This is a genomic window from Mycolicibacterium sp. XJ879 (assembly GCF_053483935.1).
Genome location: NZ_JBEFTH010000004.1, coordinates 436,671 through 461,231, shown reverse-complemented (window position 1 = coordinate 461,231; position 24,561 = coordinate 436,671). Strand labels below are relative to the sequence as shown.

Annotated in this window: 26 protein-coding genes; 10 read left to right on the top strand and 16 right to left on the bottom strand. The window is 67.6% G+C overall.

What is annotated here, in order from left to right; genetic code table 11:
* The first annotated feature begins 43 nt into the window (after positions 1-43).
* Positions 44-646, top strand: a complete 603-nt coding sequence (gene wrbA, locus ABQF13_RS12785) for an NAD(P)H:quinone oxidoreductase (protein ID WP_448393107.1) — start codon at positions 44-46, stop codon at positions 644-646.
* 65 nt (positions 647-711) lie between these two features.
* Positions 712-1,344 (top strand): trimeric intracellular cation channel family protein, encoded by a 633-nt coding sequence (locus tag ABQF13_RS12780; RefSeq protein ID WP_448393106.1) that lies wholly within the window; start codon positions 712-714, stop codon positions 1,342-1,344.
* 249 nt (positions 1,345-1,593) lie between these two features.
* On the opposite strand, the gene ABQF13_RS12775 is transcribed toward ABQF13_RS12780, so the two are convergent.
* Positions 1,594-1,752, bottom strand: coding sequence for a hypothetical protein (locus ABQF13_RS12775; RefSeq protein WP_448393105.1), 159 nt, complete (start codon positions 1,750-1,752; stop codon positions 1,594-1,596).
* A 124-nt stretch (positions 1,753-1,876) separates the two neighbouring features.
* Complete coding sequence (locus ABQF13_RS12770; RefSeq protein ID WP_448393104.1) at positions 1,877-2,470, bottom strand: DedA family protein; 594 nt, start codon at positions 2,468-2,470, stop codon at positions 1,877-1,879.
* Positions 2,471-2,640: 170 nt separating this feature from the next.
* Between ABQF13_RS12770 and ABQF13_RS12765 the strand changes: the two genes are divergently transcribed.
* A complete protein-coding gene (locus ABQF13_RS12765; RefSeq protein WP_448393103.1) occupies positions 2,641-3,399 on the top strand; it encodes a DUF421 domain-containing protein in 759 nt (252 codons plus the stop codon).
* Here the strand turns inward: ABQF13_RS12765 and ABQF13_RS12760 are convergent, their stop codons facing one another.
* From ABQF13_RS12760 to ABQF13_RS12730, 7 genes are all read right to left on the bottom strand, one after another.
* Positions 3,400-4,557 carry an alpha/beta hydrolase family protein gene (locus ABQF13_RS12760; protein WP_448393102.1) on the bottom strand — a complete coding sequence of 386 codons (1,158 nt, stop codon included), beginning with the start codon at positions 4,555-4,557 and terminating at the stop codon, positions 3,400-3,402.
* Between the two features lie 50 nt (positions 4,558-4,607).
* Entirely contained in the window at positions 4,608-6,077 is a 1,470-nt protein-coding gene (gene ahcY / locus ABQF13_RS12755; RefSeq protein ID WP_448393101.1) for an adenosylhomocysteinase, read from the bottom strand.
* Positions 6,078-6,144: 67 nt separating this feature from the next.
* Positions 6,145-6,777, bottom strand: coding sequence for a TetR family transcriptional regulator AlkX (gene alkX, locus ABQF13_RS12750; protein ID WP_448393100.1), 633 nt, complete (start codon positions 6,775-6,777; stop codon positions 6,145-6,147).
* A gap of 46 nt (positions 6,778-6,823) precedes the next feature.
* Positions 6,824-7,003 carry a rubredoxin gene (locus ABQF13_RS12745; protein ID WP_448393099.1) on the bottom strand — a complete coding sequence of 60 codons (180 nt, stop codon included), beginning with the start codon at positions 7,001-7,003 and terminating at the stop codon, positions 6,824-6,826.
* A 19-nt stretch (positions 7,004-7,022) separates the two neighbouring features.
* Positions 7,023-7,187 carry a rubredoxin gene (locus ABQF13_RS12740; protein ID WP_448393098.1) on the bottom strand — a complete coding sequence of 55 codons (165 nt, stop codon included), beginning with the start codon at positions 7,185-7,187 and terminating at the stop codon, positions 7,023-7,025.
* Complete coding sequence (locus tag ABQF13_RS12735; protein WP_448393097.1) at positions 7,184-8,422, bottom strand: alkane 1-monooxygenase; 1,239 nt, start codon at positions 8,420-8,422, stop codon at positions 7,184-7,186. The genes ABQF13_RS12740 and ABQF13_RS12735 overlap by 4 nt, the downstream gene beginning before the upstream one ends.
* Positions 8,423-8,570: 148 nt before the next feature.
* Positions 8,571-10,040 (bottom strand): amino acid permease, encoded by a 1,470-nt coding sequence (locus ABQF13_RS12730; RefSeq protein WP_448393096.1) that lies wholly within the window; start codon positions 10,038-10,040, stop codon positions 8,571-8,573.
* 52 nt (positions 10,041-10,092) lie between these two features.
* On the opposite strand from ABQF13_RS12730, the gene ABQF13_RS12725 reads away from it, so the two are divergent.
* A complete protein-coding gene (locus ABQF13_RS12725; protein WP_448393095.1) occupies positions 10,093-11,472 on the top strand; it encodes an FAD-dependent oxidoreductase in 1,380 nt (459 codons plus the stop codon).
* Positions 11,469-12,407, top strand: a complete 939-nt coding sequence (locus ABQF13_RS12720; RefSeq protein WP_448393094.1) for a DUF808 domain-containing protein — start codon at positions 11,469-11,471, stop codon at positions 12,405-12,407. Before ABQF13_RS12725 ends, ABQF13_RS12720 begins: the two co-directional genes overlap by 4 nt.
* Before the next feature lie 5 nt (positions 12,408-12,412).
* On the opposite strand, the gene manA is transcribed toward ABQF13_RS12720, so the two are convergent.
* The 4 genes from manA to ABQF13_RS12700 form a co-directional block, all read right to left on the bottom strand.
* Positions 12,413-13,651 (bottom strand): mannose-6-phosphate isomerase, class I, encoded by a 1,239-nt coding sequence (gene manA, locus ABQF13_RS12715; RefSeq protein ID WP_448393093.1) that lies wholly within the window; start codon positions 13,649-13,651, stop codon positions 12,413-12,415.
* Positions 13,652-13,655: 4 nt separating this feature from the next.
* Entirely contained in the window at positions 13,656-14,738 is a 1,083-nt protein-coding gene (locus ABQF13_RS12710; RefSeq protein WP_448393092.1) for a TobH protein, read from the bottom strand.
* Positions 14,735-16,141 carry a phosphomannomutase/phosphoglucomutase gene (locus tag ABQF13_RS12705; RefSeq protein WP_448393091.1) on the bottom strand — a complete coding sequence of 469 codons (1,407 nt, stop codon included), beginning with the start codon at positions 16,139-16,141 and terminating at the stop codon, positions 14,735-14,737. Before ABQF13_RS12705 ends, ABQF13_RS12710 begins: the two co-directional genes overlap by 4 nt.
* Before the next feature lie 94 nt (positions 16,142-16,235).
* Complete coding sequence (locus ABQF13_RS12700) at positions 16,236-16,655, bottom strand: DUF3499 domain-containing protein (RefSeq protein WP_448393090.1); 420 nt, start codon at positions 16,653-16,655, stop codon at positions 16,236-16,238.
* 131 nt (positions 16,656-16,786) lie between these two features.
* Here ABQF13_RS12700 and ABQF13_RS12695 point away from each other — a divergent pair, with 131 nt between their 5' ends.
* Positions 16,787-17,209: a metallopeptidase family protein gene (locus ABQF13_RS12695; RefSeq protein WP_448393147.1), complete on the top strand. Its 423-nt coding sequence runs from the start codon at positions 16,787-16,789 to the stop codon at positions 17,207-17,209.
* Positions 17,210-17,219: 10 nt separating this feature from the next.
* Here the strand turns inward: ABQF13_RS12695 and ABQF13_RS12690 are convergent, their stop codons facing one another.
* The gene (locus ABQF13_RS12690; protein WP_448393089.1) at positions 17,220-17,615 is read right to left on the bottom strand and encodes a WhiB family transcriptional regulator; all 396 of its coding nucleotides are present in this window, start codon (positions 17,613-17,615) and stop codon (positions 17,220-17,222) included.
* Positions 17,616-17,921: 306 nt separating this feature from the next.
* Here ABQF13_RS12690 and cofD point away from each other — a divergent pair, with 306 nt between their 5' ends.
* From cofD to ABQF13_RS12675, 3 genes are read left to right on the top strand one after another with little or no spacing between them, the layout of a single operon-like run.
* Positions 17,922-18,902, top strand: coding sequence for a 2-phospho-L-lactate transferase (gene cofD / locus ABQF13_RS12685; RefSeq protein WP_448393088.1), 981 nt, complete (start codon positions 17,922-17,924; stop codon positions 18,900-18,902).
* Positions 18,899-20,248, top strand: a complete 1,350-nt coding sequence (locus tag ABQF13_RS12680) for a coenzyme F420-0:L-glutamate ligase (RefSeq protein ID WP_448393087.1) — start codon at positions 18,899-18,901, stop codon at positions 20,246-20,248. The genes cofD and ABQF13_RS12680 overlap by 4 nt, the downstream gene beginning before the upstream one ends.
* Positions 20,245-20,796: an NUDIX domain-containing protein gene (locus ABQF13_RS12675; protein WP_448393086.1), complete on the top strand. Its 552-nt coding sequence runs from the start codon at positions 20,245-20,247 to the stop codon at positions 20,794-20,796. The genes ABQF13_RS12680 and ABQF13_RS12675 overlap by 4 nt, the downstream gene beginning before the upstream one ends.
* Positions 20,797-20,815: 19 nt before the next feature.
* Here the strand turns inward: ABQF13_RS12675 and ABQF13_RS12670 are convergent, their stop codons facing one another.
* Together ABQF13_RS12670 and ABQF13_RS12665 are read right to left on the bottom strand one after the other, a co-directional pair.
* Positions 20,816-21,892, bottom strand: a complete 1,077-nt coding sequence (locus tag ABQF13_RS12670) for a mannose-1-phosphate guanylyltransferase ManB (protein WP_448393085.1) — start codon at positions 21,890-21,892, stop codon at positions 20,816-20,818.
* A gap of 1 nt (position 21,893) precedes the next feature.
* On the bottom strand, positions 21,894-22,790 hold the full coding sequence (locus ABQF13_RS12665; protein WP_448393084.1) for a glycosyltransferase family 2 protein: 897 nt from the start codon (positions 22,788-22,790) through the stop codon (positions 21,894-21,896).
* A gap of 293 nt (positions 22,791-23,083) precedes the next feature.
* On the opposite strand from ABQF13_RS12665, the gene ABQF13_RS12660 reads away from it, so the two are divergent.
* Entirely contained in the window at positions 23,084-24,559 is a 1,476-nt protein-coding gene (locus ABQF13_RS12660; RefSeq protein WP_448393083.1) for an LCP family protein, read from the top strand.
* Positions 24,560-24,561: the final 2 nt, after the last annotated feature.

The window sequence follows — 24,561 nt, the reverse complement described above, 5'->3', positions numbered from 1 at the left end:
GGCGAGAACACGTCCTGCCTGACGACGTGGAGGAGACGAAAAAATGGTGAGGCTGTCGGTGATCTACTACTCGGCGACCGGACACGGTACGACGATGGCGCGCCGCGTGGCCAAAGCCGCCGAGAATGCGGGCGCCGAGGTGCGGTTGCGACACGTCGCCGAGACTCGTGACCCGGCGTCGTTCGCCGACAACCCGGCCTGGACCGCCAACTACGAGGCCACCAAGGACAAGCCGGCCGCCACCGGTGACGACATCGTCTGGGCCGACGCGGTGATTTTCGGCTCACCAACCCGATTCGGCTCTCCGGCAGCGTCGTTCCGGACATTCATCGACACGCTCGGCGGGCTGTGGGCGCAGGGCAAGCTCGCGGACAAAGTCTACGCAGGGTTCACCTCGTCGCAGACCGCTCACGGCGGCCAGGAAACCACGCTGATCAACCTGTATGTGACGCTGATGCACTTCGGCGGCATCATCGTGCCGCCCGGCTACACCAACGAACTCAAGTTCGCCGACGGCAACCCGTACGGCGTCAGCCATATCACCGGCGGCGACAACAAAACACCGGTCAATGACGCAACCAACGCCGCGCTCGACCACCTCGCCGAACGGGTCGTCACGATCGCCGGCCGTATCGCCGCCGGGTAAGCGTGACACAGCGCAAAGCGCTGTGAACGCGTCGCTTACCCGCTGCCTCGGGTATACACCATGGAATGTCGACCGAAACGCCGCTCTTGCTGGCGCTCGACCTCATCGGCACGTTCGCGTTCGCGCTCAACGGTGCACTGGTCGCGATGCGCGCCACGCGCCTCGACATTTTCGGCGTCGTCACTGTCGGCATGCTCACCGGGCTCGGCGGTGGCGTCATCCGCGATGTCCTCCTCAACGCCCTTCCGCCCGCAACTTTCGTTGACTGGCGCTACCTGGCCGTCGCTGCCGGAGGCGGATCGATCGCGTTCGTGCTAAGCCCGGCGCTGGAACGGTTCACCATGCCCATCACCGCGCTCGACGCGGTCGGGTTGAGTGTGTTCGCGGTGCTCGCCTCCTATAAGGCACTCGGCCTCGGCTTCGGCGTCGTGCAGGCGATCGTCGTCGGCACCATCACCGCGGTTGGCGGGGGAACCATCCGCGACATGTCGATCGGTCAGGTACCTGTCGTTTTCCGCAGCGAGCTGTACGCGATCCCGGCGATGGTGGGCGCCGGATGCGCGGCGATAGTGCACAGCCTTGACTATCAGAACATCGCGGCGACGCTGGGCGCCGCGTCCGTGTGCTTCGTGATCAGGATGGTCGGCGTGCGGTTCGACCTCAACGCCCCCCGGCCTCCTTGGCAGCGGGAAAGATGACTCTTGCTGCGGTGCAGGGTGGTTCGGCTGACCCGCCGAGGCCCCGGGCAAGGCACCAAGGTGCGCTAAGGTGTGCTGTTGACCGACCCGCCCGTACCGGCAAGACGCTGCTTACCAGGGCGACGGCCGCCGAAGCGGACGCGCCGTTCCTCTCCGCAGCGGCGCCGAGTTCATTGAGAAGATCGGCCAGCCACGCAGCAACGCGGCAAGTGTGGCGGACACGAATGCTACGCCGAGGCGCGAGAGTTGTTACGCCACAGCTGAGATCGACTTGATCGCATAATCGCGGAGCTGCTTGTCCACGAGACGCTCGGTGAACAGCAGTGGTATGCCGCCGCGGGCGTGGAACTTCGCGACGTACGAGTGGTCCTGGAATGTCACCAGGTCCAGGCCCGCCCGGTCGGCCACGACGGGCTGCTCGACGGCTTGGCCGGCGGGATCGTTGACCGGGTGAAGGTGCCGAAGAGCAGGTCGCGTCCGTAGTCGCTCATCACGCGCTCCTTGCCGAATCGGGCCGCCGTAAACCTTGTGGTCACCGGTCGCGGCGACGGCGCAGCCATCGGATCAGCTCGATGGCTCCGGCCAGCGACAGCGCCACGCCGAACGACAGGATGAACGCCGCAAGCGTGTTGTCGGCGAACGCGCGTCCGCCGAGATAGCCGATCAGCGTGTTGACGGTCGCCCACAGCACCGCGCCGACCGCGTCGAACACCAGAAACTGGCGATACGGGAAGTGCAGCACCCCGCAGGTGACCGTGGTCGCCGTGCGGCCGCCCGGGATGAACCGCGCGACGATCACCAACGCTCCCCCGTGCTTGGCCAGTTCTTCCTGCGCCCAGTCCAGGCGCCGGCTGGCCTTTTCGCCGCGCGCGATCCAGCGCCGGGCCCGCCCCTCGGCGGAGCGGCCGATCCAGTAGGCGAGGTTGTCGCCGAGAAAGCTGCCGATGGTCGCCATCACGATCACCCAGCCGAGCACCATCGCGCCGTCGGCGGCGAGGATGCCTCCGGTCAGCAACGCGGTCTCGCTGGGCAGCGCAGGGACGACGGCGTCGAACGTGCAGAACAGCAGGATCAGCGGATACGCCCACCACGCGTGGCCGAGCGTGTCAAGGACCGAATCGAACATGGCGATCGCTATCCGGCGCCGGCGCCATCGGCCACGAAACACTTCCTCCTCGGCGGTCGGTCGGAGGTTACCCCGGGCCGCGAAAACGTAAGCCGACGGGACCCGGCGAGATCGGGTACGCCGGGCATCGAGGGACTGTCCGAGGTGCACGTCACGCACCTGGGCTGCGCGTGCGGGTCACCCCGGCAACGATTATCGACGAAAGCCTCTGCCACACAGCGAATCTGGCCTACCTGGACCCGGCATCGGTGGGCCGGGAGGCTGTTGCTGCTGATCCGGACACGATGGTGGCGCCGCGGGCGGGCGAGACGCTGTTCCGGCTGCGGCGAAACCCTGCCGCGGGTAATCGGTTTGGCCGCCGCGCGGCGGGGTACTCACTGGCGTCAACGTCAGACCCGAAGGCGCCCATGCTCGATTGGCAATCGATCTTCATACCGGCCCTGCCCCTGGTTGAAAGCATCGCCCGCGGCACGGTTACGTTTGTTGCGCTGTTGATCCTGATGCGCATCGTCGGACAGCGTGAGTCCGGGGGCCTCGGGGTCACCGATGTGCTGATCATCGTGCTGGTGGCCCAAGCCGCGGGGCCGGCGCTGTATACGCAGGATTCGACGTTGGCCGACGGCTTCGTCGTCATCGTGACGATCCTGTTCTGGAGCGTCGCCGTCGACGCGGTGTCCTACCGGTTTCCGGCTTTCTCGCGCCTCGTGAAGGCGCGCCCTAAACCATTGATCCGCGAGGGCGAGCTCAATCGACACACGATGCATCGGGAATTCATGAGCCGCGAAGAGGTCGAATCGCAGCTGCGGCTGCACGGCATCCACGACATCACGAGCGTGCAGCAGGCCTACCTCGAACCGAACGGGATGATCAGCGTCCTCACCCGCGACGGTGAGCAGAACGGCCCGGTGGAACGCCCCGAAGCCATGTGATCAAGGCTGGGTGAACGCCGCTTTCAGAAACGGCGTCGAATCCGGCAGTGACGCCAGCACGGTTCCGCCGTGGTCTAGGTCCGGATATACCCGCAGCTCCACGTTTTGGTGGTTGGCCACCAGTTCGTCATAGAACGTCAGTGTCGACTGGGGCGGCACATCGCGGTCCAACAACCCGACCCCGAGGAAGATCGGTCGGTCATAGCCGCGGTCCGGTGTGCCCATGTAGTCGTCGAGCGCCTCGGAGATCCCCGGCAGCGACATCAGCGGCGCACTGAAGAATTTCGCCGGGGTCATGCCCGTCAGCTCGCGATCCAGTTCCGGTTTACACATCGTCGCGGCCTTGGCGACCGCGTCGCGTCCGGCCGGGGTGAGCACCGAGTCGATGTCGATGTCGCGACGCGCTTCGGCGAAGGCCGCCAGGATGTATGCGGCGTAGCTGTTGGCGGCCGGGCCGAGTTCGGCGGGCAACTTCATGTCGGGTGCGGCTAGCTTGACCACCCGTTCGATGTTGGCGGGGGTTCCGGTGGCCACCACACCGCGGTAGTCCAGCCCGCTGCCGTCGCTGAACTCGGTGGCCCACCGGGCGCTGTTGACCGCCGCACCGCCGCCCTGGGACTGGCCGACGATGGCCCACTTCGGCGACAGCGGCACGTCCACCTGGTGCGCGGCGATCACCGAATCGATCACGCCGCGGGCGGTGGGCACGCTATCGAGGTAGCTCATCAAACCCGGTGTGCCCAAACCGACGTAGTCGGGGGCCACCACCGCATAGCCCTGGTCGAGCCAGTGCGTCAGGTACTCGTCGTCGCGTGGGCTGCGCGGCAGCGCAGAGGGTGTGCAGTCATCACCCAGCCCCACCGTTCCGTGCGCCCACGCGATCACCGGCCAACCACCCTGCGGTGGCTCACCGTTTGGCATGAACACCGCAGCCGTGCCCACCGCGGGGTCGCCGTGCTGATCGACTGTCGAGTACAGGATCCGATAAGCGTGCGCCGAACCCCGCACCGCGAGTGCAGGATTCAACGGTACCGATTGAATCAACTTGGCATTTAACGGAATTGGCCCGTCGTAATGGCGCGCGTCGAGGCCGGACCAGTCCGGCGCCGCCGCAGCGGCGACCGGCACCGGCGCAACCAACAGCGCAGCGGCCAACAACGATGCTGTGAGGGCGAGACGGCCTCGCCCGCTACCGATAACGATGCCGATCAGTACCGGTAGTGCTCCGGCTTGTAGGGGCCCTCGACGTCGACGTTGATGTACTCGGCCTGCTCCTTAGTGAGCTTGGTCAGCGAACCACCAAGCGCCTCAACGTGAATGCGTGCGACCTTCTCGTCGAGATGCTTGGCCAGCCGGTACACCGCGTTGTCGTACTCGTCGTTCTTGGTCCACAGTTCGATCTGGGCGATCACCTGGTTGGAGAAGCTGTTGCTCATCACGAACGACGGGTGCCCGGTGGCGTTGCCCAGGTTGAGCAGCCGACCCTCACTCAGCACGACGATCGACTTGCCGTCGTCGAACACCCACTGGTCGACCTGCGGCTTGATGTTGATCCGCTTGGCCCCGGAGCGTTCCAGCGCAGCCATGTCGATCTCGTTGTCGAAGTGGCCGATGTTGCCCAGGATCGCCTGGTCCTTCATCGCCCGCATGTGCTCGAGTGTGATGATGTCTTTGTTGCCGGTCGCGGTGATGACGATGTCGGCCTCGCCGATACCCTCCTCGACGGTGCGCACGTCGAAGCCGTCCATCAGCGCCTGCAGCGCGTTGATCGGGTCGATCTCGGTGACCGCCACCCGCGCGCCCTGGCCGGCCAGCGATTCCGCGCAGCCCTTGCCGACGTCGCCGTAGCCGCAGATCAGCACCTTCTTACCGCCGATCAGCACGTCGGTGCCGCGGTTTATGCCGTCGATCAGCGAGTGCCGGGTGCCGTACTTGTTGTCGAACTTGGACTTGGTCACCGAGTCGTTGACGTTGATCGCCGGGAACGGCAACTCGCCCTGCGCCTCGAACTGGTAGAGACGCAACACACCGGTGGTGGTCTCTTCGGTGACGCCCTTGACGGCCTCGGCGATCTTGGACCACTTGGTCTTGTCCTGCTCGAAGCGCTCGCGCAGCACCGACAGGAAGACCTTCCACTCGGCCGGGTCGTCGTCCTCGGCGGGCGGCACCACACCGGCCTTCTCGTACTGCGCGCCGCGCAGCACCATCATGGTGGCGTCGCCGCCGTCGTCGAGGATCATGTTGGCGGGCTCGCCCGGCCACGTGAGCATCTGCTCGGCCGCCCACCAGTACTCCTCGAGCGTCTCGCCCTTCCAGGCGAAGACCGGGGTGCCCTGCGGCTCCTCCGGGGTGCCGTGCGGACCGACGACCACCGCGGCGGCGGCGTGGTCCTGGGTGGAGAAGATGTTGCACGACGCCCAGCGCACTTCCGCGCCCAGCGCCGTCAGGGTCTCGATGAGCACCGCGGTCTGCACGGTCATGTGCAGCGATCCTGAGATGCGCGCACCCTTGAGCGGCGCCACATCGGCGTACTCGCGGCGCAACGCCATCAACCCGGGCATCTCGTGTTCGGCGAGCCGGATCTCCTTGCGACCGAATTCAGCAAGGGACAGATCGGCCACCTTGTAGTCGATGCCGTTGCGGACGTCAGGGGTCAGCCGCTGTTCAGTCGTCGTCATGGAGCTCTCTTCCTGGGGCTTTCTGGGGCATGTGGTTTGGCTCAAGCTTGCCCGGCCAGCGTCGTGGCTAATCGGTGGCGATCACACCGTAGCGTTCAGCGGCCGGCGTAAGCAGCCTAGCCAAGTCCGCCGCGACGTCGTGATCTGCCTCCGGCGGCATCGAGATATAGCTCATCGCCAGCCGCACGATCGCGCGGGCCAGCATGCCGGCGTCGTCGTCGCTGCACGCCACCCAGCTGTGCACGAACGTCGCCGTCAGCCGCTGCGAACAGTGGGTGATGATCGGGCCGCTGTCGGTGGTGATGAGCGCCAACAGGTCCGGTTTGATCTCGCCGTTCAGCAGCGACATCACCAGCGGGTCGGCGGCCGACTCGGTGAAGAAGTCGCGGAAACCGTGCAGGAACGCGGAGTAGACGTCGCCCACGTTGCCCTCGATCGCGTCGTCGACGTGGTCGACGAGCCGGTCGGCCAACCGCAGCGCATACGCCTGCGCCAGGCCCTGGCGCGATCCGAACTCGTTGTAGATGGTCTGGCGGCTGATGCCGGCGGCCTTGGCCACGTGCGACAGCGTGATCGCCGACCAGTCGCGGGTGAGCAGCAGATCGCGCATACCGTCCAGGATGGAGTCACGCAGCAACACCCGGGACGCTTCCGCGTAGGGGATGCGCTGCGCGGTTCGCTTCGTGCGCGGTGGACTCACACGCGCGACATTAGCGTTTTCTGCCGCCGCGCTCGCGCAGATGGCGTCACCGGCGCGCGACTTGGACCATTTCGAAGTCCGACTTGGCCGCGCCGCAGTTGGGGCAGGTCCAGTCCTCGGGGATGTCTTCCCAGCGGGTGCCGGGCGCGATGCCATCCTCAGGCCAGCCCTTGGCTTCGTCGTACTCGAACCCGCACACCAGGCATTCGTACACCTTGTAGTCCACGGTCTCTCCTTTCGTTGCGTTAACTCGCGGGTTGGAAGTCGGCCTTCTCGCGTACCGCACAGTCCGGGCAACCCCAGTCGTCGGGGATGTCGGAAAACGGGGTGCCGGCCGGAAAGCCTTCGCGCGGTTCGCCTTTGACCTCGTCATAGACGTAGTCGCAACCCGGGCAGCGGTAGGCGCTCATGCTCGAGCACTCCGCCCTTCGCGCGAGCGCTCATCGCCGGCCCCATAGCGGGCGAGCACCTTGTTGCGCACCCGCGGGTGGATGTTGACGCGGGTGATGTCGCCGTCGTAGTGGTCGAGCACCCGGTGGTCCATCACGCGGCGCCACAGCGGCGGGAAGTACGTCAGCGTGATCATCGACGCGTAGCCGCTGGGCAGGTTGGGCGCACCGGCCATGCTGCGCAGCGTCTGGTAGCGCCGGGTGGGGTTGGCGTGGTGATCGCTGTGCCGCTGCAGGTGATACAGGAACAGGTTGGTCACAATGTGGTCGGAGTTCCAGCTGTGCGCCGGCGTGCAGCGCTCGTAGCGGCCGCTTTCCAGCTTCTGGCGCAGCAGGCCGTAGTGCTCGAGGTAGTTGACCGTCTCCAGCAGCATGAAGCCGTACACCGCCGAAATCACGATGTAGGGAATCAACGCGACGCCGAACACCGCGATCAGCACCCCGTAGAACACCGCCGACATCGCCCACGCGTTGAGCACGTCGTTGGACGGGTGCCACTTGCTCTTTCCGGCCCGTTCGAGCCGCTTGGCTTCCAGTTCCCATGCCGACTTCAGCGACCCGAACACGCTGCGCGGCAGGAACTCCCAGAACGTCTCCCCGAACCGCGCCGACGCCGGATCCTCCGGTGTCGCCACGCGGACGTGGTGGCCGCGGTTGTGCTCGATGAAGAAGTGCCCGTAGCAGGTCTGCGCCAGCGTGATCTTGCTCAGCCACCGCTCCAGCGAGTCCTTCTTGTGCCCCATCTCGTGGGCGGTGTTGATGCCGACGCCGCCGAGGACCCCCACCGACAGCGCCAGGCCGATCTTCGCCGGCCAACCCAGTCCGCCGTCGAAGCCAAGCCAGCTCAGGTCCGAGGCGGTGAACAGGTACGCGCCGACGATGACGCTGGCGTACTGGAATGGGATGTAGGCGTAGGTGCAGTACCGGTAGTACCGGTCGTTCTCCAGCCGCTCCATCACCTCGTCGGGCGGGTTCTGCCCGTCGGGTCCGAAGCGCAGGTCCAACGCGGGCAACAGCAGGTAGACCAGAATCGGACCGATCCAGAACGGCACCTGCGCCGCCACGTGCCAGCCCCACTGGTTGAACGCCCACACCAGCGGCAGCATCACGAAAAGTGCTGTCGGGGCGATCAACCCCATCAGCCACAGGTAGCGCTTCTTGTCCCGCCACTGCTCCGCGGTCTGGGGTTCAGACATCTGTGTCGTCACTGCAAGCCTCCCGAAGTGAGTGCCATCACGTGTTCGCTTGACTATAGAGGTCTTCGTGTCGGCTGTCTAGACATACAGAGTCACTTTGTAAACCTAACCCTGCGAGTTCGGCGCGCAAATGCCCCGTGAGGGTCCTTCAGCGCGCCGAAATCGCCGTGGCTTCCCGGCGGCCCAGCACCGAGTGACCGCGGCCGTACAGGAAATACAGCACCACGCCGATGGCCATCCAGATCAGGAACCGGATCCACGTCACCGCGGTGAGGTTGAGCATCAGCCAGATGCACGCCACGATCGAAGCGATCGGCAGCCACGGGACGCCCGGCGCGCGGAAGCCGCGTTTGAGGTCCGGGCGCGTGCGCCGCAGCACGATCACCCCGGCCGAGACCAACACGAACGCGAACAGCGTGCCGATGTTGACCATCTCCTCGAGCTTGTCCATCGGGAACGCCGACGCCGTCACCGCGACCGCCGCGCCGACCAGCAGCGTGATGCGCACCGGCGTGCCACGGGCGCCGGTCTTGGCCAGGCCACGGGGCAGCAGGCCGTCCCGCGACATCGCGAACAGCACCCGGGTCTGGCCCAGCACCAACACGATCACGACGGTGGTCAGACCGGCCAGCGCGCCGATCGAGATGACCTGGGCCGCCCAGTCCACTCCGTTGGCCGCGAACGCGGTGGCCAGGTTCGCGTTCTCCCCCGCCGCACGCAACTCGGTGTAATGCACCATCCCGGTCAGCACGACCGCGACCGCCACGTAGAGCACGGTGACGATCGCCAGCGAGGCCAGGATGCCGCGCGACACGTCGCGCTGCGGGTACTTGGTCTCCTCTGCGGTGGTCGCGATGATGTCGAAACCGATGAACGCAAAGAACACGATCGACGCGCCGGCCAGCAGGCCGTACCACCCGTAGCTGCTGCCCTGAGCCCCGGTCATCAGCGAGAACAACGACTGCTCGAGGCCGCTGCCGCCCTGGCCGGCTTCCGCGGGCGGCAGGAACGGCGAATAGTTCGCCGCCTTGATGTAGAACGCGCCGACAGCCACCACGAGCAGCACCACCGCCACCTTGATTACGGTGATCGCCAGGCTCACCCCCGCGGATAGCTTCGTGCCGACCGCCAAGATGAACGTGACGAACGCGATGATCAGCAGCGCGCCCCAGTCCAGTTGCAGGCCAAAGACATTGACCGTGCCGCCACCGAAGCCGAACACGGTGCCGAGATAGCTCGACCAGCCCTTGGCGACCACCGCGGCCGCCACGGCGAACTCGAGGATCAGGTCCCAGCCGATGATCCACGCGACGAACTCACCGAACGTCGCATAGGAAAACGTATAGGCGCTGCCCGCCACCGGCACCGTCGACGCGAACTCGGCGTAACACAGCGCGGCCAGCCCGCAGGTGGCCGCCGCGATCACGAACGAGATCGAAATGGCCGGGCCGGTCAGGTTTCCCGCCGTCGACGCGGTGATCGTGAAGATACCGGCGCCGATCACCACCGAGACGCCGAACACCGTGAGGTCCCACCAGGTGAGGTCCTTGCGTAGCCGCGTACCGGGTTCGTCGGTGTCGGCGATGGACTGTTCTACCGACTTGGTCCGCCGCGTCATTGGCATTCCTTCCTGATCCGCTGACCGCAATGTAGCGAGTACCCTCTGCTCAATGGGGCGGACTGCCGAACACGCGGTTGTCATCGGGGCCAGCATCGCCGGCCTGTGTGCGGCGCGGGTGTTGTCGGACTTCTATGACCGGGTGACGCTCTGTGAGCGCGACGAACTGCCCGATGCGCCCGCCAACCGGTCCGCCGTCCCGCAGGGCAGGCATGTGCATCTGTTGATGGCGCGTGGCGCCCAGGAGTTCGAAACCCACTTCCCCGGACTGCTCGACGGCATGGTCTCCGAGGGTGTGCCGATCCTGGAGAATCGGCCCGACTGCATCCACTTCGGCGCGGCCGGTCATGTGCTCGGCACCGCGCATCGGCTGCGAAACGAGTTCACCGCCTACGTGCCCAGCCGCCCGCAGTTGGAATGGCAGCTCCGCAAACGGGTCTCGGCGCTCGACAACGTCGAGAAGATCCACGCGGCGGTCACCCAACCGCGCTTCGACCCCGGCAGCGAGCGGGTGACCGGGGTGCACTTGGAATCCGGCGCGGTGCTGCCCGCCGATTTGGTGGTCGACGCCACCGGCCGCGGTACCCGATTACCGGTGTGGCTGCAGAACTGGGGTTATGAGCGGCCCCGCGAGGACGTCGTGTTCGTCGGCATCGCCTACACCAGCCAGCGCGTCCGGGTTCCCGACGGCCTGCTCAGCGAGAAGGTCGTCGTGGCGGGCGCGTCGGCTGATCAGCCGCTGGGAATCGGCATGCTGCTTTACGAGGACGGCATCTGGAACGTCACCACGTTCGGCGTTGGCAAGGTCGCGCCACCGCAGGACTTCGCGCAGATGTGCGCGTTGGCCGACGAGATCCTGCCCGCCCACGTGGCGTCCGCGCTACGGCGCGGCACCCCGCTGGACGACGTCGCCCACCACAAATATCCGGCCAGCCGGTGGCGCCGCTACGACAAACTGCAGCGCCTACCGGGCGGCATCCTGCCGTTCGGCGACGCCGTAGTGAGCTTCAATCCCACGTTCGGCCAGGGCATGTCGATGACCTCGCTTCAGGCCGGTCATCTGAAGCGGGCCCTTGAGACACCGGGCGCCGACGTGGTCCGCGAAACCCTCCGCGCCACCGCCAAGACGACGTTTCCGGTGTGGACCATGAACGCCATCGGCGACCTGACCATGCACCGGGCCGCCGGGCCCTCACCGTGGTGGTACAAACCGGTGGGCTCGCTGTTCGACCAGTTTCTCGGTGCTGCCGAGACGGATCCCGTTCTGGCCGAATGGTTCCTGCGCCGGTTCAGCCTGCTCGACAGCCTCTACATGGTGCCCTCGCCGCGCCTGGTCGCCCGCACGATCCGACACAACATGCGGCTGTGGCTGGCGCAGAAGCGGGCCGCCAAAGAGCCGGTAATCTTCGAAGCGATGAGAGAAACACGATGAGCGCGGGGCTGTTCGGGCTTCTCGACGATGTCGCGGCGCTGGCCCGGCTGGCGGCCGCATCGGTCGACGACATCGGCGCCGCCGCCGGACGCGCGACCGCGAAGGCCGCCGGTGTGGTGGTCGACGACACCGCGGTGACCCCGCAGTACGTGCACGGCATCACCGCCGACCGCGAACTTCCGATGATCAAGCGCATCGCGATCGGGTCGCTGCGCAACAAACTGCTGTTCATCCTGCCGGCCGCGCTGCTGCTCAGCGAGTTCCTGCCCTGGCTGCTGACACCGCTGCTGATGATCGGCGCGACGTATCTGTGCTACGAGGGCGCGGAGAAGGTCTGGGGCAAGATCCTGGGCCACCAGTCCCACGCCGTGCCAACCACGGCGGTCGGCGGTGATGTCGAAAAGCAGATGACCGCGGGCGCAATCCGCACCGACTTCATCCTGTCCGCGGAGATCATGGTGATCGCGCTCAACGAGGTCGCCGGCGAACGGTTCTGGCCCAGGTTGATCATCCTGGTGGTGGTCGCGTTGGCCATCACCGCCGCGGTCTATGGCGTCGTCGCGGCCATCGTGAAGATGGACGACGTCGGGCTGAGCCTGACGCAGCGGACCTCGGCGGCCGCGCAGAAGATCGGCCGGGGACTGGTCGCCGGAATGCCCAAACTGCTCGCCGCGCTGTCGGTGATCGGCACGGTGGCGATGCTGTGGGTGGGCGGACACATCCTTCTCCTCGGCACCGACGAGGTCGGCTGGCATGCCCCCTACGGGCTCGTCCACCACGCCGAGGAGTTCGTCCGCCACGCGGCCGAAGGTATCGGCGCGCTGACGAGTTGGCTCGTCAACACCGCAGCGTCAGCGGTGATCGGCCTGGTTATCGGGTCCGTGGCGGTCGCGGTCAGGCACGTGTTGCCGATTGGCCGCAACGCCAAGTACTGAGCCCGTCAGATTCCCACGGTGGACCGGAACAGCTTCGTCGGCTCCGCGGCGACCAACCGGATCGGGCCGTCGTCGGCCGACACCCACGCCGCCGAGCCGCGTTGAAGCGTCACCTTGCCCGACTTGGCGTGCACCACCGTTGACCCCTCCGTGCACAACAAGATCTGCGGACCGTCGTTGCGGGTCGGCGCGTCGATCTCGTGGCCGAGCTGGTCGCCGTCGATGCACAGCACCGACACCGCGAATTCCGGTGCGGGCGTGTCATAGACCAGCTCCATACCGCCTTCCATGCTGTCCCTGGCTATTTCGGGACGGATGACCACATCGGCCGCGGGGGTGAAGTCGAGCACCCGCAGCAGCTCGGGAACGTCGACGTGTTTGGGGGTCAGCCCGCCGCGCAGCACGTTGTCGGAGTTGGCCATCACCTCGACGCCCACCCCCTCCAGGTAGGCGTGCAGGTTGCCTGCGGGCAGGTAGATGGCTTCGGCCGGTGCCAGGCTGATCCGGTTCAACAGCAGCGAGGCCAGCACGCCGGCGTCGCCGGGATAGCGCTCCCCGAGCTCGAGCAGGGTCTTGGCCTCGGCGGCGAACTTGCGCTTGCCCGAGCGCACGTAATTGATGGCGCCGTCGAGCACCGCGGGCACCAACACGTCGATGTCGGGCTGCGGCGCGGTGATCCAGGTGGTGAACAGGGCGCGTAAACCATCGGCGTCGGATTGGCCGCCGAGCAGGTTGATGAACGGGTCCAGGGCGCTGACGTCCAGCGCGCGCATCAACTCGACCGTGCGCCCCGCCGGCCGGAAGCCGGCCAGCACTTCGAATTGCCCTAGGGCGACGAGTATTTCGGGTTTGTGACTGGGATCGCGGTAGTTGCGGTTGGGTGCCGAGATCGGAATGCCTGCCCGCTCCTCGCGGTGGAACCCCTCCACCGCCTGCTCGGCGCTCGGATGCGCCTGCAGCGACAGCGGTTCGTCGGCGGCGAGCACCTTGAGCAGAAACGGCAGGCTGTCGCCGAACCGGCTGCACACCGCCGCGCCCAGTTGGCCTTCCGGATCTTCACTCAGGGTCTCCAGCAGCGACCGCTCACCGTCGTCGGTCTGCAGCCACGCCGGGTCGCCCGGGTGGGCCCCGAACCACAGCTCCGCTTCGGGATGTGCTGTGGGGCTTGGCCGTCCAGTGAAATCGGCAATCGCGGTCCGCGAACCCCACGCATAGGTCCGCACCGCGCCACGTAGCAGGTGCACTTGCTTAACCTCGAACCAGTTTCAGATAAACGGCCGTCATCTCCAGCCGCACCGCCAGGATCGCCAATTGTTGTTCGGGGCGGCCGTTGCCGGAGGTCGGGACGCCCTCGCCGGTGGCCGCCTCCGGCACGTCCTCGGCGTCGAGCACGTCGACGCCGTCGAGCCCGCTCACCCGCGCCACCACCACCTGCCGTTCGGCGTCGGTGGTCAGCGCCAAGGTACGCACCCGCTCGGGCAGCGCGCCGTCGATCTCTTCGTCATGGAACAACCGGTCGACGCCGGGCGCACCACCGAACCCGGCGCGCAGCGCGGCGACCGCATCGGCCAGGCCGGCCGCCGCGACCACCCGGTGCGCGACACGCAACATCACCGCCGCCGCGTGCCGCGCCAACGCCAGCGTCGCCGGAGTGTCACCGGCCAACACCACCTGCCGGTCGGCCATGCGGTCGGCCAGCGTCTTGGCGGGATTGGTGAACAGCTCATGGGCGGCGCTGTTGCGGAACGCCTCGGCGTCGAGTTCGTCGGCCAACGCGTCGAGATCGAACCGCATGCTCGGCTGCACGACGGACAGGATCGCCAACCCGGCGGCCAGGTACCGCACCAGGCTGAACTCCTCGGGCACCCACACCCGTGGCGCCAGCGCGACGGCGCGGCCCGCGACCACGTCGCGCAGCGGGCCCTCGAAGGGCGCCACCACCACGACCCGGGCGCCGCGATGCAACGCGGTGGCCGCCGCCGACACCAGCACGGGGTCACCGGCGTCGTCGCCGGCGACGACGAGCACGTCCAACGCGCCGATCCAGGGCGGTACCTCCGCCGCGACGACGATCGGCGCGGTCACCGACCCGCCGACCGCGGCCGCAACCAGCGACCCGGCCGTCTGGGCGTTGCCGCGATCGGCCAGCCAGATCAGGGTGCGGGGTGATTGTTCGGCGCGCAGGCCATCCAGTTCGCCCTCGGCGAGTGCGGCGGCGGTGGCGCGCACCTGGGCACCGGCCATCGACGCTCCGCGCAGCAAACCGTCACGGTCAGCGGCCAGCAAACCGTCCACATCGTCGAGGTCGACGGCGGCACGGGTCGCGTTCACGTGACGGCCCCTGACTCCTCGGGCATTTGAGCGTTCACGGTCCGGGAGACCTGCCCGACGATCGTGTCGATCTCCTCGACGGTGCGGGCCTCCACGTTGAGCCGTAGCAACGGCTCGGTGTTGGACATGCGCAGGTTGAACCAGCTCCCGTCGCCCAGGTCGACGGTCACGCCGTCGAGGTGGTCGATCGATTGGATCTGCGGGCCGAACGCCTTGAGCACCTCCACCACACACGCCTCGGCGTCGGTGACCGTGAAGTTGATCTCGCCGCTGGCCTCGTAGCGCTGGTAGTCGGCCATCAGCTCCGACAGCGGCCGGTCCGCCTCGCCGAGCGCCGCCAGCACGTGCAGCGCGGCGAGCATGCCGGAGTCCGCGCCCCAGAAGTCGCGGAAATAATAGTGCGCGGAGTGCTCGCCGCCGAAGATGGCGCCGGTGTCGGCCATCAACGCCTTGATATAGGAGTGCCCGACCCGTGAGCGCACCGGTGTACCGCCACGCTCGGCGACCAGTTCGGGCACCGCCCGCGAGGTGATCAAGTTGTGGATCACCGTCGCGCCGATCTCGCGGCCCAGTTCGCGCGCGGCGACCAGCGCGGTCACCGCCGACGGCGATACCGGACGGCCCCGCTCGTCAACGACGAAACACCGGTCGGCGTCCCCGTCGAAGGCCAGCCCGATATCGGCGCCGGACTCGACCACATGGGCCTGCAGGTCGAGCAGGTTGGCCGGGTCCAGCGGGTTGGCCTCGTGGTTAGGGAACGTGCCGTCGAGCTCGAAGTACATCGGTTCGAGGGTGACCGCCGCGATCGGGCCGAGCACCGCGGGCGTGGTGTGGCCTGCCATCCCGTTGCCCGCGTCCACGGCAACCTTTAGCGCACGCAGATCGGTCAGGTTCACCAGCGACCGCAGGAACTCGCCGTAGTCGGCGAGCACATCGCGGTCGCTGATCGTGCCGCGCGAGCCGCCATGGCCTGGGACGCCCGCGATGACCTCTTCGCTGATGGTCGAGAGCCCGGTGTCCTTGCCGACGGGTTTGGCACCGGCCCGGCACAGCTTGATGCCGTTGTAGGCGGCTGGGTTGTGGCTCGCGGTGAACATGGCGCCGGGACAATCCAGCAGGCCCGAAGCGAAATAGAGCTGATCTGTCGACGCCAGCCCGATCCGTACGACGTCGAGACCTTGGGCCATCACACCCTCGGCGAAGGCGGCAGCCAGCGCCGGTGAGCTGGCCCGCATATCGTGGCCGACCACCACCTGCGCTGCCTGAGATTCTCTGTCGCGAACCAGCCGCGCGAACGCACCGCCGACGTCGGCGACGAACGCGTCGTCGAGTTCCTCACCAACCAAGCCACGCACGTCATAGGCCTTGATGACGCGATGAACCGCCGCGGCGGGCCGAGACATATAGCTCCTTGTGACGTGGACTACTGGCGCCAGCCTAGCCGTCAGACGCCGCCTGCACGGCCGCTACTCCGGGCCCGGCCGGCTTCGCTGTGACTCAATCGGTCGGGTCGGGTAACACCCGCAGGTGGCCCCGTCGGCGTCCGTTGGATGCAGGCCGCTTCGTCGGCGGTGCCACCAGCATGCCACCGGGCGTCGGAGTGGTCGGGTCGGAAAAGCTGGCGGCGACGCCGTTGACCGGAGGTGCGACGTCGCGTCCCTCACGGACCGCCTCGGCCAACGCGACCAGATCGTCTTCGTCAGGGTGCGACGGCAGCGGTCCGGCATGGCGCACCAGCTCCCAGCCACGCGGCGCGGTGATCCGGCCGGCGTGCACCACGCACAGGTCCCACGAGTGCGGCTCAGACACCGTGGCGAGCGGACCCACCACCGCGGTCGAGTCGGAGTAGACGAAGGTCAGCGTCGCGACCGCATAGTGAGGGCACCCGGGCCGGCAGCAGCGACGGGGAACGTTCACGCACGGAAGGCTATCGCGGACGCACCCGGCAAGCTGCTGGACACGCGCAGTACCAGGACGGCCGATCTCCAACCGTTACGATCGTGTCCGTGGCCGAACGGGCACGTATGCGATCGCGCCGCGGCCGGGAGATGCGCGGGCCGCTGCTTCCCCCAACCGTGCCCGGCTGGCGCAGCCGCGCCGAGCGATTCGACATGGCGGTGCTGGAGGCCTACGAACCCATCGAGCGGCGCTGGCATGAGCGGCTGTCCGCGCTCGACGTGGCGGTCGACGAGATACCGCGGATCTCGCTGAAGGATCCCGACACCATGCAGTGGCCACCCGAGGTGGTTGCGGACGGGCCGATCGCGCTGGCGCGGTTGATACCGGCGGGGGTGGACGTGCGGGGTAATGCCACTCGGGCCCGAATTGTGCTGTTTCGCAAGCCGATCGAGCGACGGGCCAACGACACCGTCGAACTCGGCGATTTGTTGCATGAAATTCTGGTGGCTCAGGTGGCCACCTACCTGGGGGTCGAACCTTCTGTCATCGACCCGACGATCGACGACGAGTAGAGCGCGCGGACTAGATGATGCCGCGTTTGAGGCGGCGGCGCTCGCGCTCGGAGAGCCCGCCCCAGATGCCGAAGCGTTCATCGTTGGCCAGCGCGTAATCGAGGCAGGCGTCCTTCACCTCGCAGCCCTGGCAGATGCGCTTCGCCTCCCGCGTCGAGCCGCCCTTCTCCGGAAAGAACGCCTCCGGATCGGTTTGAGCACACAGTGCGCGCTCTTGCCAGAGGTCGTCTTCGGGAGTCAATGGCGGCGCAACATCGATTGGGTCGGGCACCAGACTCAATTGCGGACGCGTGGGTATCGCAGCCGGTGCCGGTCCGATATTGGTGTGCGGCGCGCTGCCTACTGAGCCGAACAGTCGGTCATCGAACGGAACCACACGATCGAAATGGCCTTGCTCAAAAGACATCTTCCCGCCTCCTCACCTGATCTCGTAGATCCCTAGAAATGGAGCCTCGCTGTTGAGATGTGGCCATCCCATTCGAACAAGTGATCGAATCTCGGTCTGCGACACCGGAACCGGCAGGCCAACCGCGAAATGACACTGCTGTGATTACACACGCGTTAGATGCTGCGGTCAAGCGTTGGAACAGAAATTCATACCATTCCGTGACCGATTCTCGGCGAGTCGTTGATCGGCGTGTCTGTCACACCCGCCCCATTGCAGTGCTCCTGCGCGAACCGCCTCGGCCGCGACGGCCTACTCTCGTTCGATGTGAAGGTCACGGTTCTGGTCGGCGGGGTCGGCGGTGCGCGGTTCCTGTTAGGCGTGCAGCATCTTCTCGGGCTGGGCCAGTTCGGTGACGACTCGACCAACGAGTTGACGGCGATCGTCAACATCGGAGACGACGCATGGATGTTCGGTGTGCGGATCTGCCCGGACCTCGACACCTGCATGTACACCCTCGGCGGCGGCATCGACCCGGACCGCGGCTGGGGCCATCGCAACGAAACCTGGCACGCCAAGGAGGAACTCGCCGCCTACGGCGTACAGCCGGACTGGTTCGGGTTGGGCGATCGCGACCTGGCCACCCATCTGGTGCGCACCCAGATGCTGCGGGCCGGTTATCCGCTGTCTCAAGTCACCGAGGCGCTGTGCAAGCGGTGGTCACCCGGAGCGCGTCTGCTGCCGGTGACCGACGACCGCAGCGAAACCCACGTTGTCATCACCGATCCCAGCGACGGCGAGAAGCGCGCCATTCACTTTCAGGAGTGGTGGGTGCGCTACCGCGCGCAGGTGCCCACGCACAGTTTCGCGTTCGTCGGCGCCGATGCCGCCACCGCCGGCCCGGGTGTCGCCGAGGCGATTGCGACGGCGGACGTCGTGCTGCTGGCGCCGTCCAACCCGGTGGTCAGCATCGGCGCGATCCTGGCCGTACCCGGCATCCGCGCCGCACTGCGCTCCACCCCGGCGCGGGTGATCGGCTACTCGCCCGTCATCGGCGGGAAACCGTTGCGCGGCATGGCCGACGAATGCCTGTCGGTGATCGGGGTGCAGAGCACCTCCGAGGCGATCGGCCAACACTACGGCGCCCGTTCGGGAGTCGGCATCCTCGACGGCTGGCTGGTGCACGAAGGTGACTCCGCCGCGATCGACGGCGTCGAGGTGCGGGCGGTGCCGCTGCTGATGAAGGATCCGGCGACCACAGCCGAAATGGTGCGTGCCGGGCTGGATCTGGCCGGTGTGAAACCGTGACCGAACACGGATCGGCAGCCGCCGTCGAACTGCTCCCCGTGCTGGGGCTGCCGCAGTTCCGGCCCGGTGACAACCTGGCGGCGGCGATCGCGACGGCGGCACCCTGGTTGCGCGATAACGACGTCGTCGTCGTCACCAGCAAGGTGATCTCCAAGTGCGAAGGCCGTATCGTCGCAGCACCGTCTGACCCCGACGAGCGTGATGCGTTGCGCCGCAAGCTGATCGATACCGAGGCCGTGCGGGTCCTGGCCCGCAAGGGGCGCACCCTGATCACCGAGAACGCGTTGGGGCTCGTCCAGGCGGCCGCCGGCGTGGACGGCTCCAACGTCGGGTCGACCGAGTTGGCGCTGCTACCCGTCGACCCCGACGGCAGCGCGGCGGCCCTGCGCACCGAACTGCGTGACCGCCTCGGTGTCACCGTCGGCGTCGTGGTCACCGACACCATGGGCCGGGCATGGCGCAACGGCCAGATTGATGCCGCGATCGGCGCCGCGGGCCTCACCGTGCTACACGGCTACGCCGGGTCGCGGGACCGGCACGGCAACGACCTGATCGTCACCGAGATCGCGGTCGCCGACGAAATCGCCGCAGCCGCCGATCTGGTGAAGGGCAAGCTGACCGATATTCCGGTCGCGGTGGTGCGCGGGTTGTCGCTGCCCGACGACGCATCCACCGCCCGCGCCCTGCTGCGGCCCGGCGAGGAAGACCTGTTCTGGTTGGGCACCGAGGAGGCGATCGCGCTCGGCCGCTCCCAGGCTCAGCTGCTACGCCGGTCGGTGCGCCGCTTCACCGACGAACCCGTCGCCGCCGGCGTCATCGAGGCCGCCGTCGGCGAAGCACTCACCGCCCCGGCACCCCACCACACCCGTCCGGTGCGGTTCGTCTGGTTGCAGGACCGCGCCCGGCGGGTTGCGCTGTTGGACCGGATGAAGGACAAGTGGCGCGAGGACCTGCGCGCCGACGGCCGACCCGAGGACGCCGTCGAGCGCCGGGTCGCCCGCGGCCAGATCCTGTATGACGCACCCGAAGTCGTGATCCCGTTTCTGGTTCCCGACGGTGCGCACAGCTATCCAGATGCCGCGCGCACGGCGGCCGAACACACTATGTTCACCGTCGCGGTCGGAGCGGCGGTGCAGGGGCTGCTGGTCGCGCTCGCGGTGCGCGGGGTGGGTAGTTGCTGGATCGGTTCGACGATCTTCGCGGCCGACCTGGTGCGCGACGCGCTCGACCTACCAGAGGATTGGGACCCGTTGGGCGCCATCGCGATCGGGTACCCGGAAGAAGGCTTGGCCGCTGTCGCACCCCGTGATTTGGTACCCACCGACGCTCTGCTGGTGCGCAAGTGAGCCTGCATGCTTCGGCGGTCGAAACTCTGAAACGTTGGCACGCGCCCGATCCCGGCCAGGACACGCTGCGCCACGCGGTGCTGGCGTTTCTGGCCGCGCGGCCGGACGGTTGCCTACGCGAGTGCGTGCCCGGCCACATCACCGGATCGGCGCTGGTGCTCGACCACACCAAAACCCATGCGCTGCTGACCCTGCATCCGCGGGTCGGCCGCTGGCTGCAACTGGGTGGACACTGTGAGCCCTCCGATTCCACGATCGTGGCCGCCGCGCTGCGGGAGGCCGCCGAGGAGTCCGGCATCGACGGGCTGCAGATCGACCCCGCACTGGCCGCGCTGCACGTGCACCCGGTGACGTGTTCGTTGGGTGTGCCGACGCATCACCTCGACATGCAGTTCGTCGTGCACGCGCCGGCGGGCGCCGAAATCGCTTGTAGCGACGAGTCGTTGGATCTGCGCTGGTGGCCGTTGGACGCGCTGCCCGTCGACTGCGACTTCGGCCTGACGCAATTGGTGACTTCGGCGCGAAAACGTACCGTCACGGGGCGTTAGCGCGCCGAAATCGCATGTTCTAGACGTCGGTGGAGAAGCGGATGCCGCCGTCGGGGATCGCAACCCCCGGCCACACCCGCGCGCCGCGCAACAACTCGCAGCGCGCACCGATGTCGGCGCCGTCGCCGATCACGCCGTCACGGATCAGCGCCCGGGGGCCGATGCGGGCGCCGAAGCCGATGATCGAGCGTTCGATCACCGCACCTGCGCCGACCTTGGCGCCGTCGAAGATCACCGCACCGTCGAGACGGGCGCCGCCGGCGATCTCCGCGCCGCGGCCCACGACCGTGCCGCCGATCAGCAGCGCGCCGGGGGCCACGCTCGCGCCGTCGTGCACGAGGTCTTCGCCGCGGGGCGCGCCGAGGGCGGGCGACGGGGCGATGCCGCGCACCAGGTCGGCCGAGCCGCGCACGAAGTCCTCGGGGGTGCCCATGTCGCGCCAGTAGGTGGCGTCGACGTAACCGCACACCCGCAGGCCGTCCGCCAACAGCCCGGGAAAGACTTCCCGCTCCACCGAAAGCGCCCGCCCCTTCGGGATGCGCTCGATCACCTCACGTTTGAACACATAGCAGCCGGCGTTGATCTGATCGGTCGGCGGATCCTGCGTCTTCTCCAAAAACGCGGTGACCCGTCCGTCGGCGTCGGTCGGCACGCAGCCGAACGCGCGGGGATCACCGACACGCACCAGGTGCAGGGTGACGTCGGCGTTGTTCTCTTCGTGGCTGTCCAGCAGCGCGCGCAGATCCGCGCCCGACAGCACGTCGCCGTTGAACACCAGCGCGGTGTCATGGCGCAGCTTCGACGCCACGTTGGCGATGCCGCCCCCGGTGCCCAACGGTTCATCTTCGACGACGTAATCGATCTGCAGGCCCAGCTTGGAGCCGTCGCCGAACGCGGTCTCGAAGACCGCGGCCTTGTATGAGGTGCCCAGCACGACGTGTTCGATGCCGGCGTCGGCGATCCGGGACAACAGGTGGGTCAGAAACGGCAGGCCTGCCGTGGGCAACATCGGCTTGGGCGCCGAGAGCGTCAGCGGCCGCAGCCGCGTGCCGAGCCCACCGACCAGTACGACGGCGTCTACCTCTGCCGGATTCACGCTAACGCCGTCCTTTCCCGCGGTTGCGCTGAGAATTGCGTACCACCAACCCCCCACGCGCCGCGAGGGCCCCCCTGATGGTCCACCGCAGCGGACTCTGCCACCACTTCGGATACCGATCCGCGAGAAAAGTGTAGGTGCTGGTGTGGTGGGCGGCCAAGTTGCGGGCCGGGTCCCGGCCGGCCGCGTGGCCCTTGTCGTGCAAAACCTCGGCGGCCGGCACGTAGACGTTATGCCAGCCGGCCCGGCCGAGGCGATCACCCAGGTCGACGTCCTCCATGTACATGAAATAGCGCTCGTCGAAGCCCGAGATCTCGTCGAATGCCGCTTTCCTCAGCAACAGGCACGAGCCCGACAGCCAACCGACCGGGCGTTCGCTGGGCTCGAGCCGCTCCTGGCGATAGGCGGCCGTCCACGGGTTCGACCGCCACACCGGGCCGACGACCGCGTGCATGCCGCCGCGGATCAGGCTCGGTTGGTGGCGTGCCGAGGGGTACACCGAGCCGTCGGGGTCGCGGATCAGCGGGCCAAGCGCACCGGCGCGCGGCCACCGCGCCGCGGCCTCCAGCAGGATGTCGATGCTGCGCGGACCCCATTGCACGTCGGGGTTGGCGACCACAAAAAGGTCGGAGCAGTCCGACGCCGCCGCAGTACCTTTCAGATACTCGCTGACGGCACGGTTCACCGCGCTGCCGTAGCCGAGGTTGGCGCCGGTGGGCAGCAGGCGCACGTTGGGGTAGCGCTGCAGCGCTTCTTCGGGAGCACCGTCGGTGGAGCCGTTGTCGGCCATGATGACCGTCACCGGCCGGTCGGTGGCATGCGCCAGCGACGCCAGAAACCGGTCGAGGTGGGGTCCCGGTGAATACGTCACCGTGACGACCACCAAATTGTCGCTCACGCGACTCCTGCCAGTTCGTCACTCACGGCGTAGAGGTTAACCGTGCCCGACCGCGCGTCGAAGTCAGCGCGTCGCCGCCCCGACGGGCCGCGCTGTCGCCGATGTCACACCGCGGCGCCGTCGGCGCCACCACATCGCCCGCCGAGCGGCGCTGACCTGCCAGGACGCCGCCCCACGCGGCGTCGCCGCCGCAGCTAGCGAGTGGGGCCGAGTTGCGCTGAGCCGAGGTCACGACTCTGGCACGCCGACGCGCGCTACCCGGGATCTGGGCGATGCGCACGTAGCCTGGGCTGATGCCCGCGCGCACGATTCGTGTCATCGCCGTGTCGGCGGCGCTGTTGGTCTTGATCAGCACGGGCGCCGCCTGGGGCAAGATTCGCTCGTTTGAAGCCGGTATCAACCAGATCTCCCCGGTCGCGCTCGGCGGGGGCGGCGAGGACGGCGCGATCGACATCCTGCTGGTCGGCATGGACAGCCGCACCGACGCCCACGGCAACCCGTTGTCGCAGGAAGAACTGGCAATGCTGCGGGCCGGCGATGATGAGGCCACCAACACCGATACGATCATCTTGGTGCGGGTGCCCAACAACGGTAAGTCCGCCACGGCGATCTCGATCCCCCGCGACTCGTACGTGGAGGCGCCCGGGGTGGCCAAGATGAAGATCAACGGCGTGTACGGCTCGGTCCACCTGGAGCGGATGAAGGACCTCGTCGAAGAAAAGGGCATGGATCCGGCCGTGGCCGAGCCGATGGCCGCCGAAGCCGGCCGCGAGGCGCTGATCAAAACCGTCGCAAACCTGACCGGTGTCACCGTCGACCACTACGCCGAGATCGGGCTGCTGGGCTTCTCGCTGATCACCGATGCCCTCGGCGGTGTCGAGGTGTGCTTGAAAGAAGCGGTGTACGAACCGCTTTCGGGTGCCGACTTCCCGGAGGGCTGGCAGACGCTCAACGGCCCACAGGCGTTGAGCTTTGTCCGGCAGCGCCACGATCTCCCGCGCGGTGACCTCGACCGGGTCACCCGCCAGCAGGCGGTGATGGCCTCGCTCGCCCACAAGGTGATCTCCGGTAAGACACTGTCCAGCCCCGCGACGCTGAACCGGTTACAGGAGGCCGTCCAGCGTTCGGTCGTGTTGTCCGACGGTTGGGACGTCATGGAATTCGCCCAGCATCTACAGAACCTCGCCGCCGGTAACGTCGCGTTCGCGACCATCCCATGGCTGCAGGAGAACGGCTGGAGCGACGACGGTATGCAGAGTGTGGTCCGGGTGGATCCGGCCGCGGTCAAGGAGTGGGTGGCCGGCCTGCTGACCGAACAGGACGAAGGCAAGACCGAAGAGCTGGCGTACACACCGGACAAGACCACCGTCGACGTGCTCAACGCCACCGATGTCAACGGGTTGGCCGCCGCGGTGTCACAAGTGCTGGCCAACAAGGGATTCGCCCGCGGCATCACCGGGAACCACGAAGGCGAGGCGGTGTCCAGCAGCCAGGTGCAGGCCGCCGCCGCCGACGACCTCGGCGCCCAGGCGGTCGCCGCCGATCTGGGTGGGCTTGCGGTCGTCGAAGACCGCTCGGTGCCGCCCGGCACGGTGCGGGTGGTGTTGGCCGACGATTACACCGGCCCCGGTTCGGGTCTGGACGGCACCGACCCGACGCTGACCTCGGTCGACGCGCTCGCCGTCGGATCGACCGCCTCGACCGACGGCACCCCGCCCCCGCCGCAGATCATCACCGCGGGCTCCGACGACCCGCAGTGCGTCAACTAGCC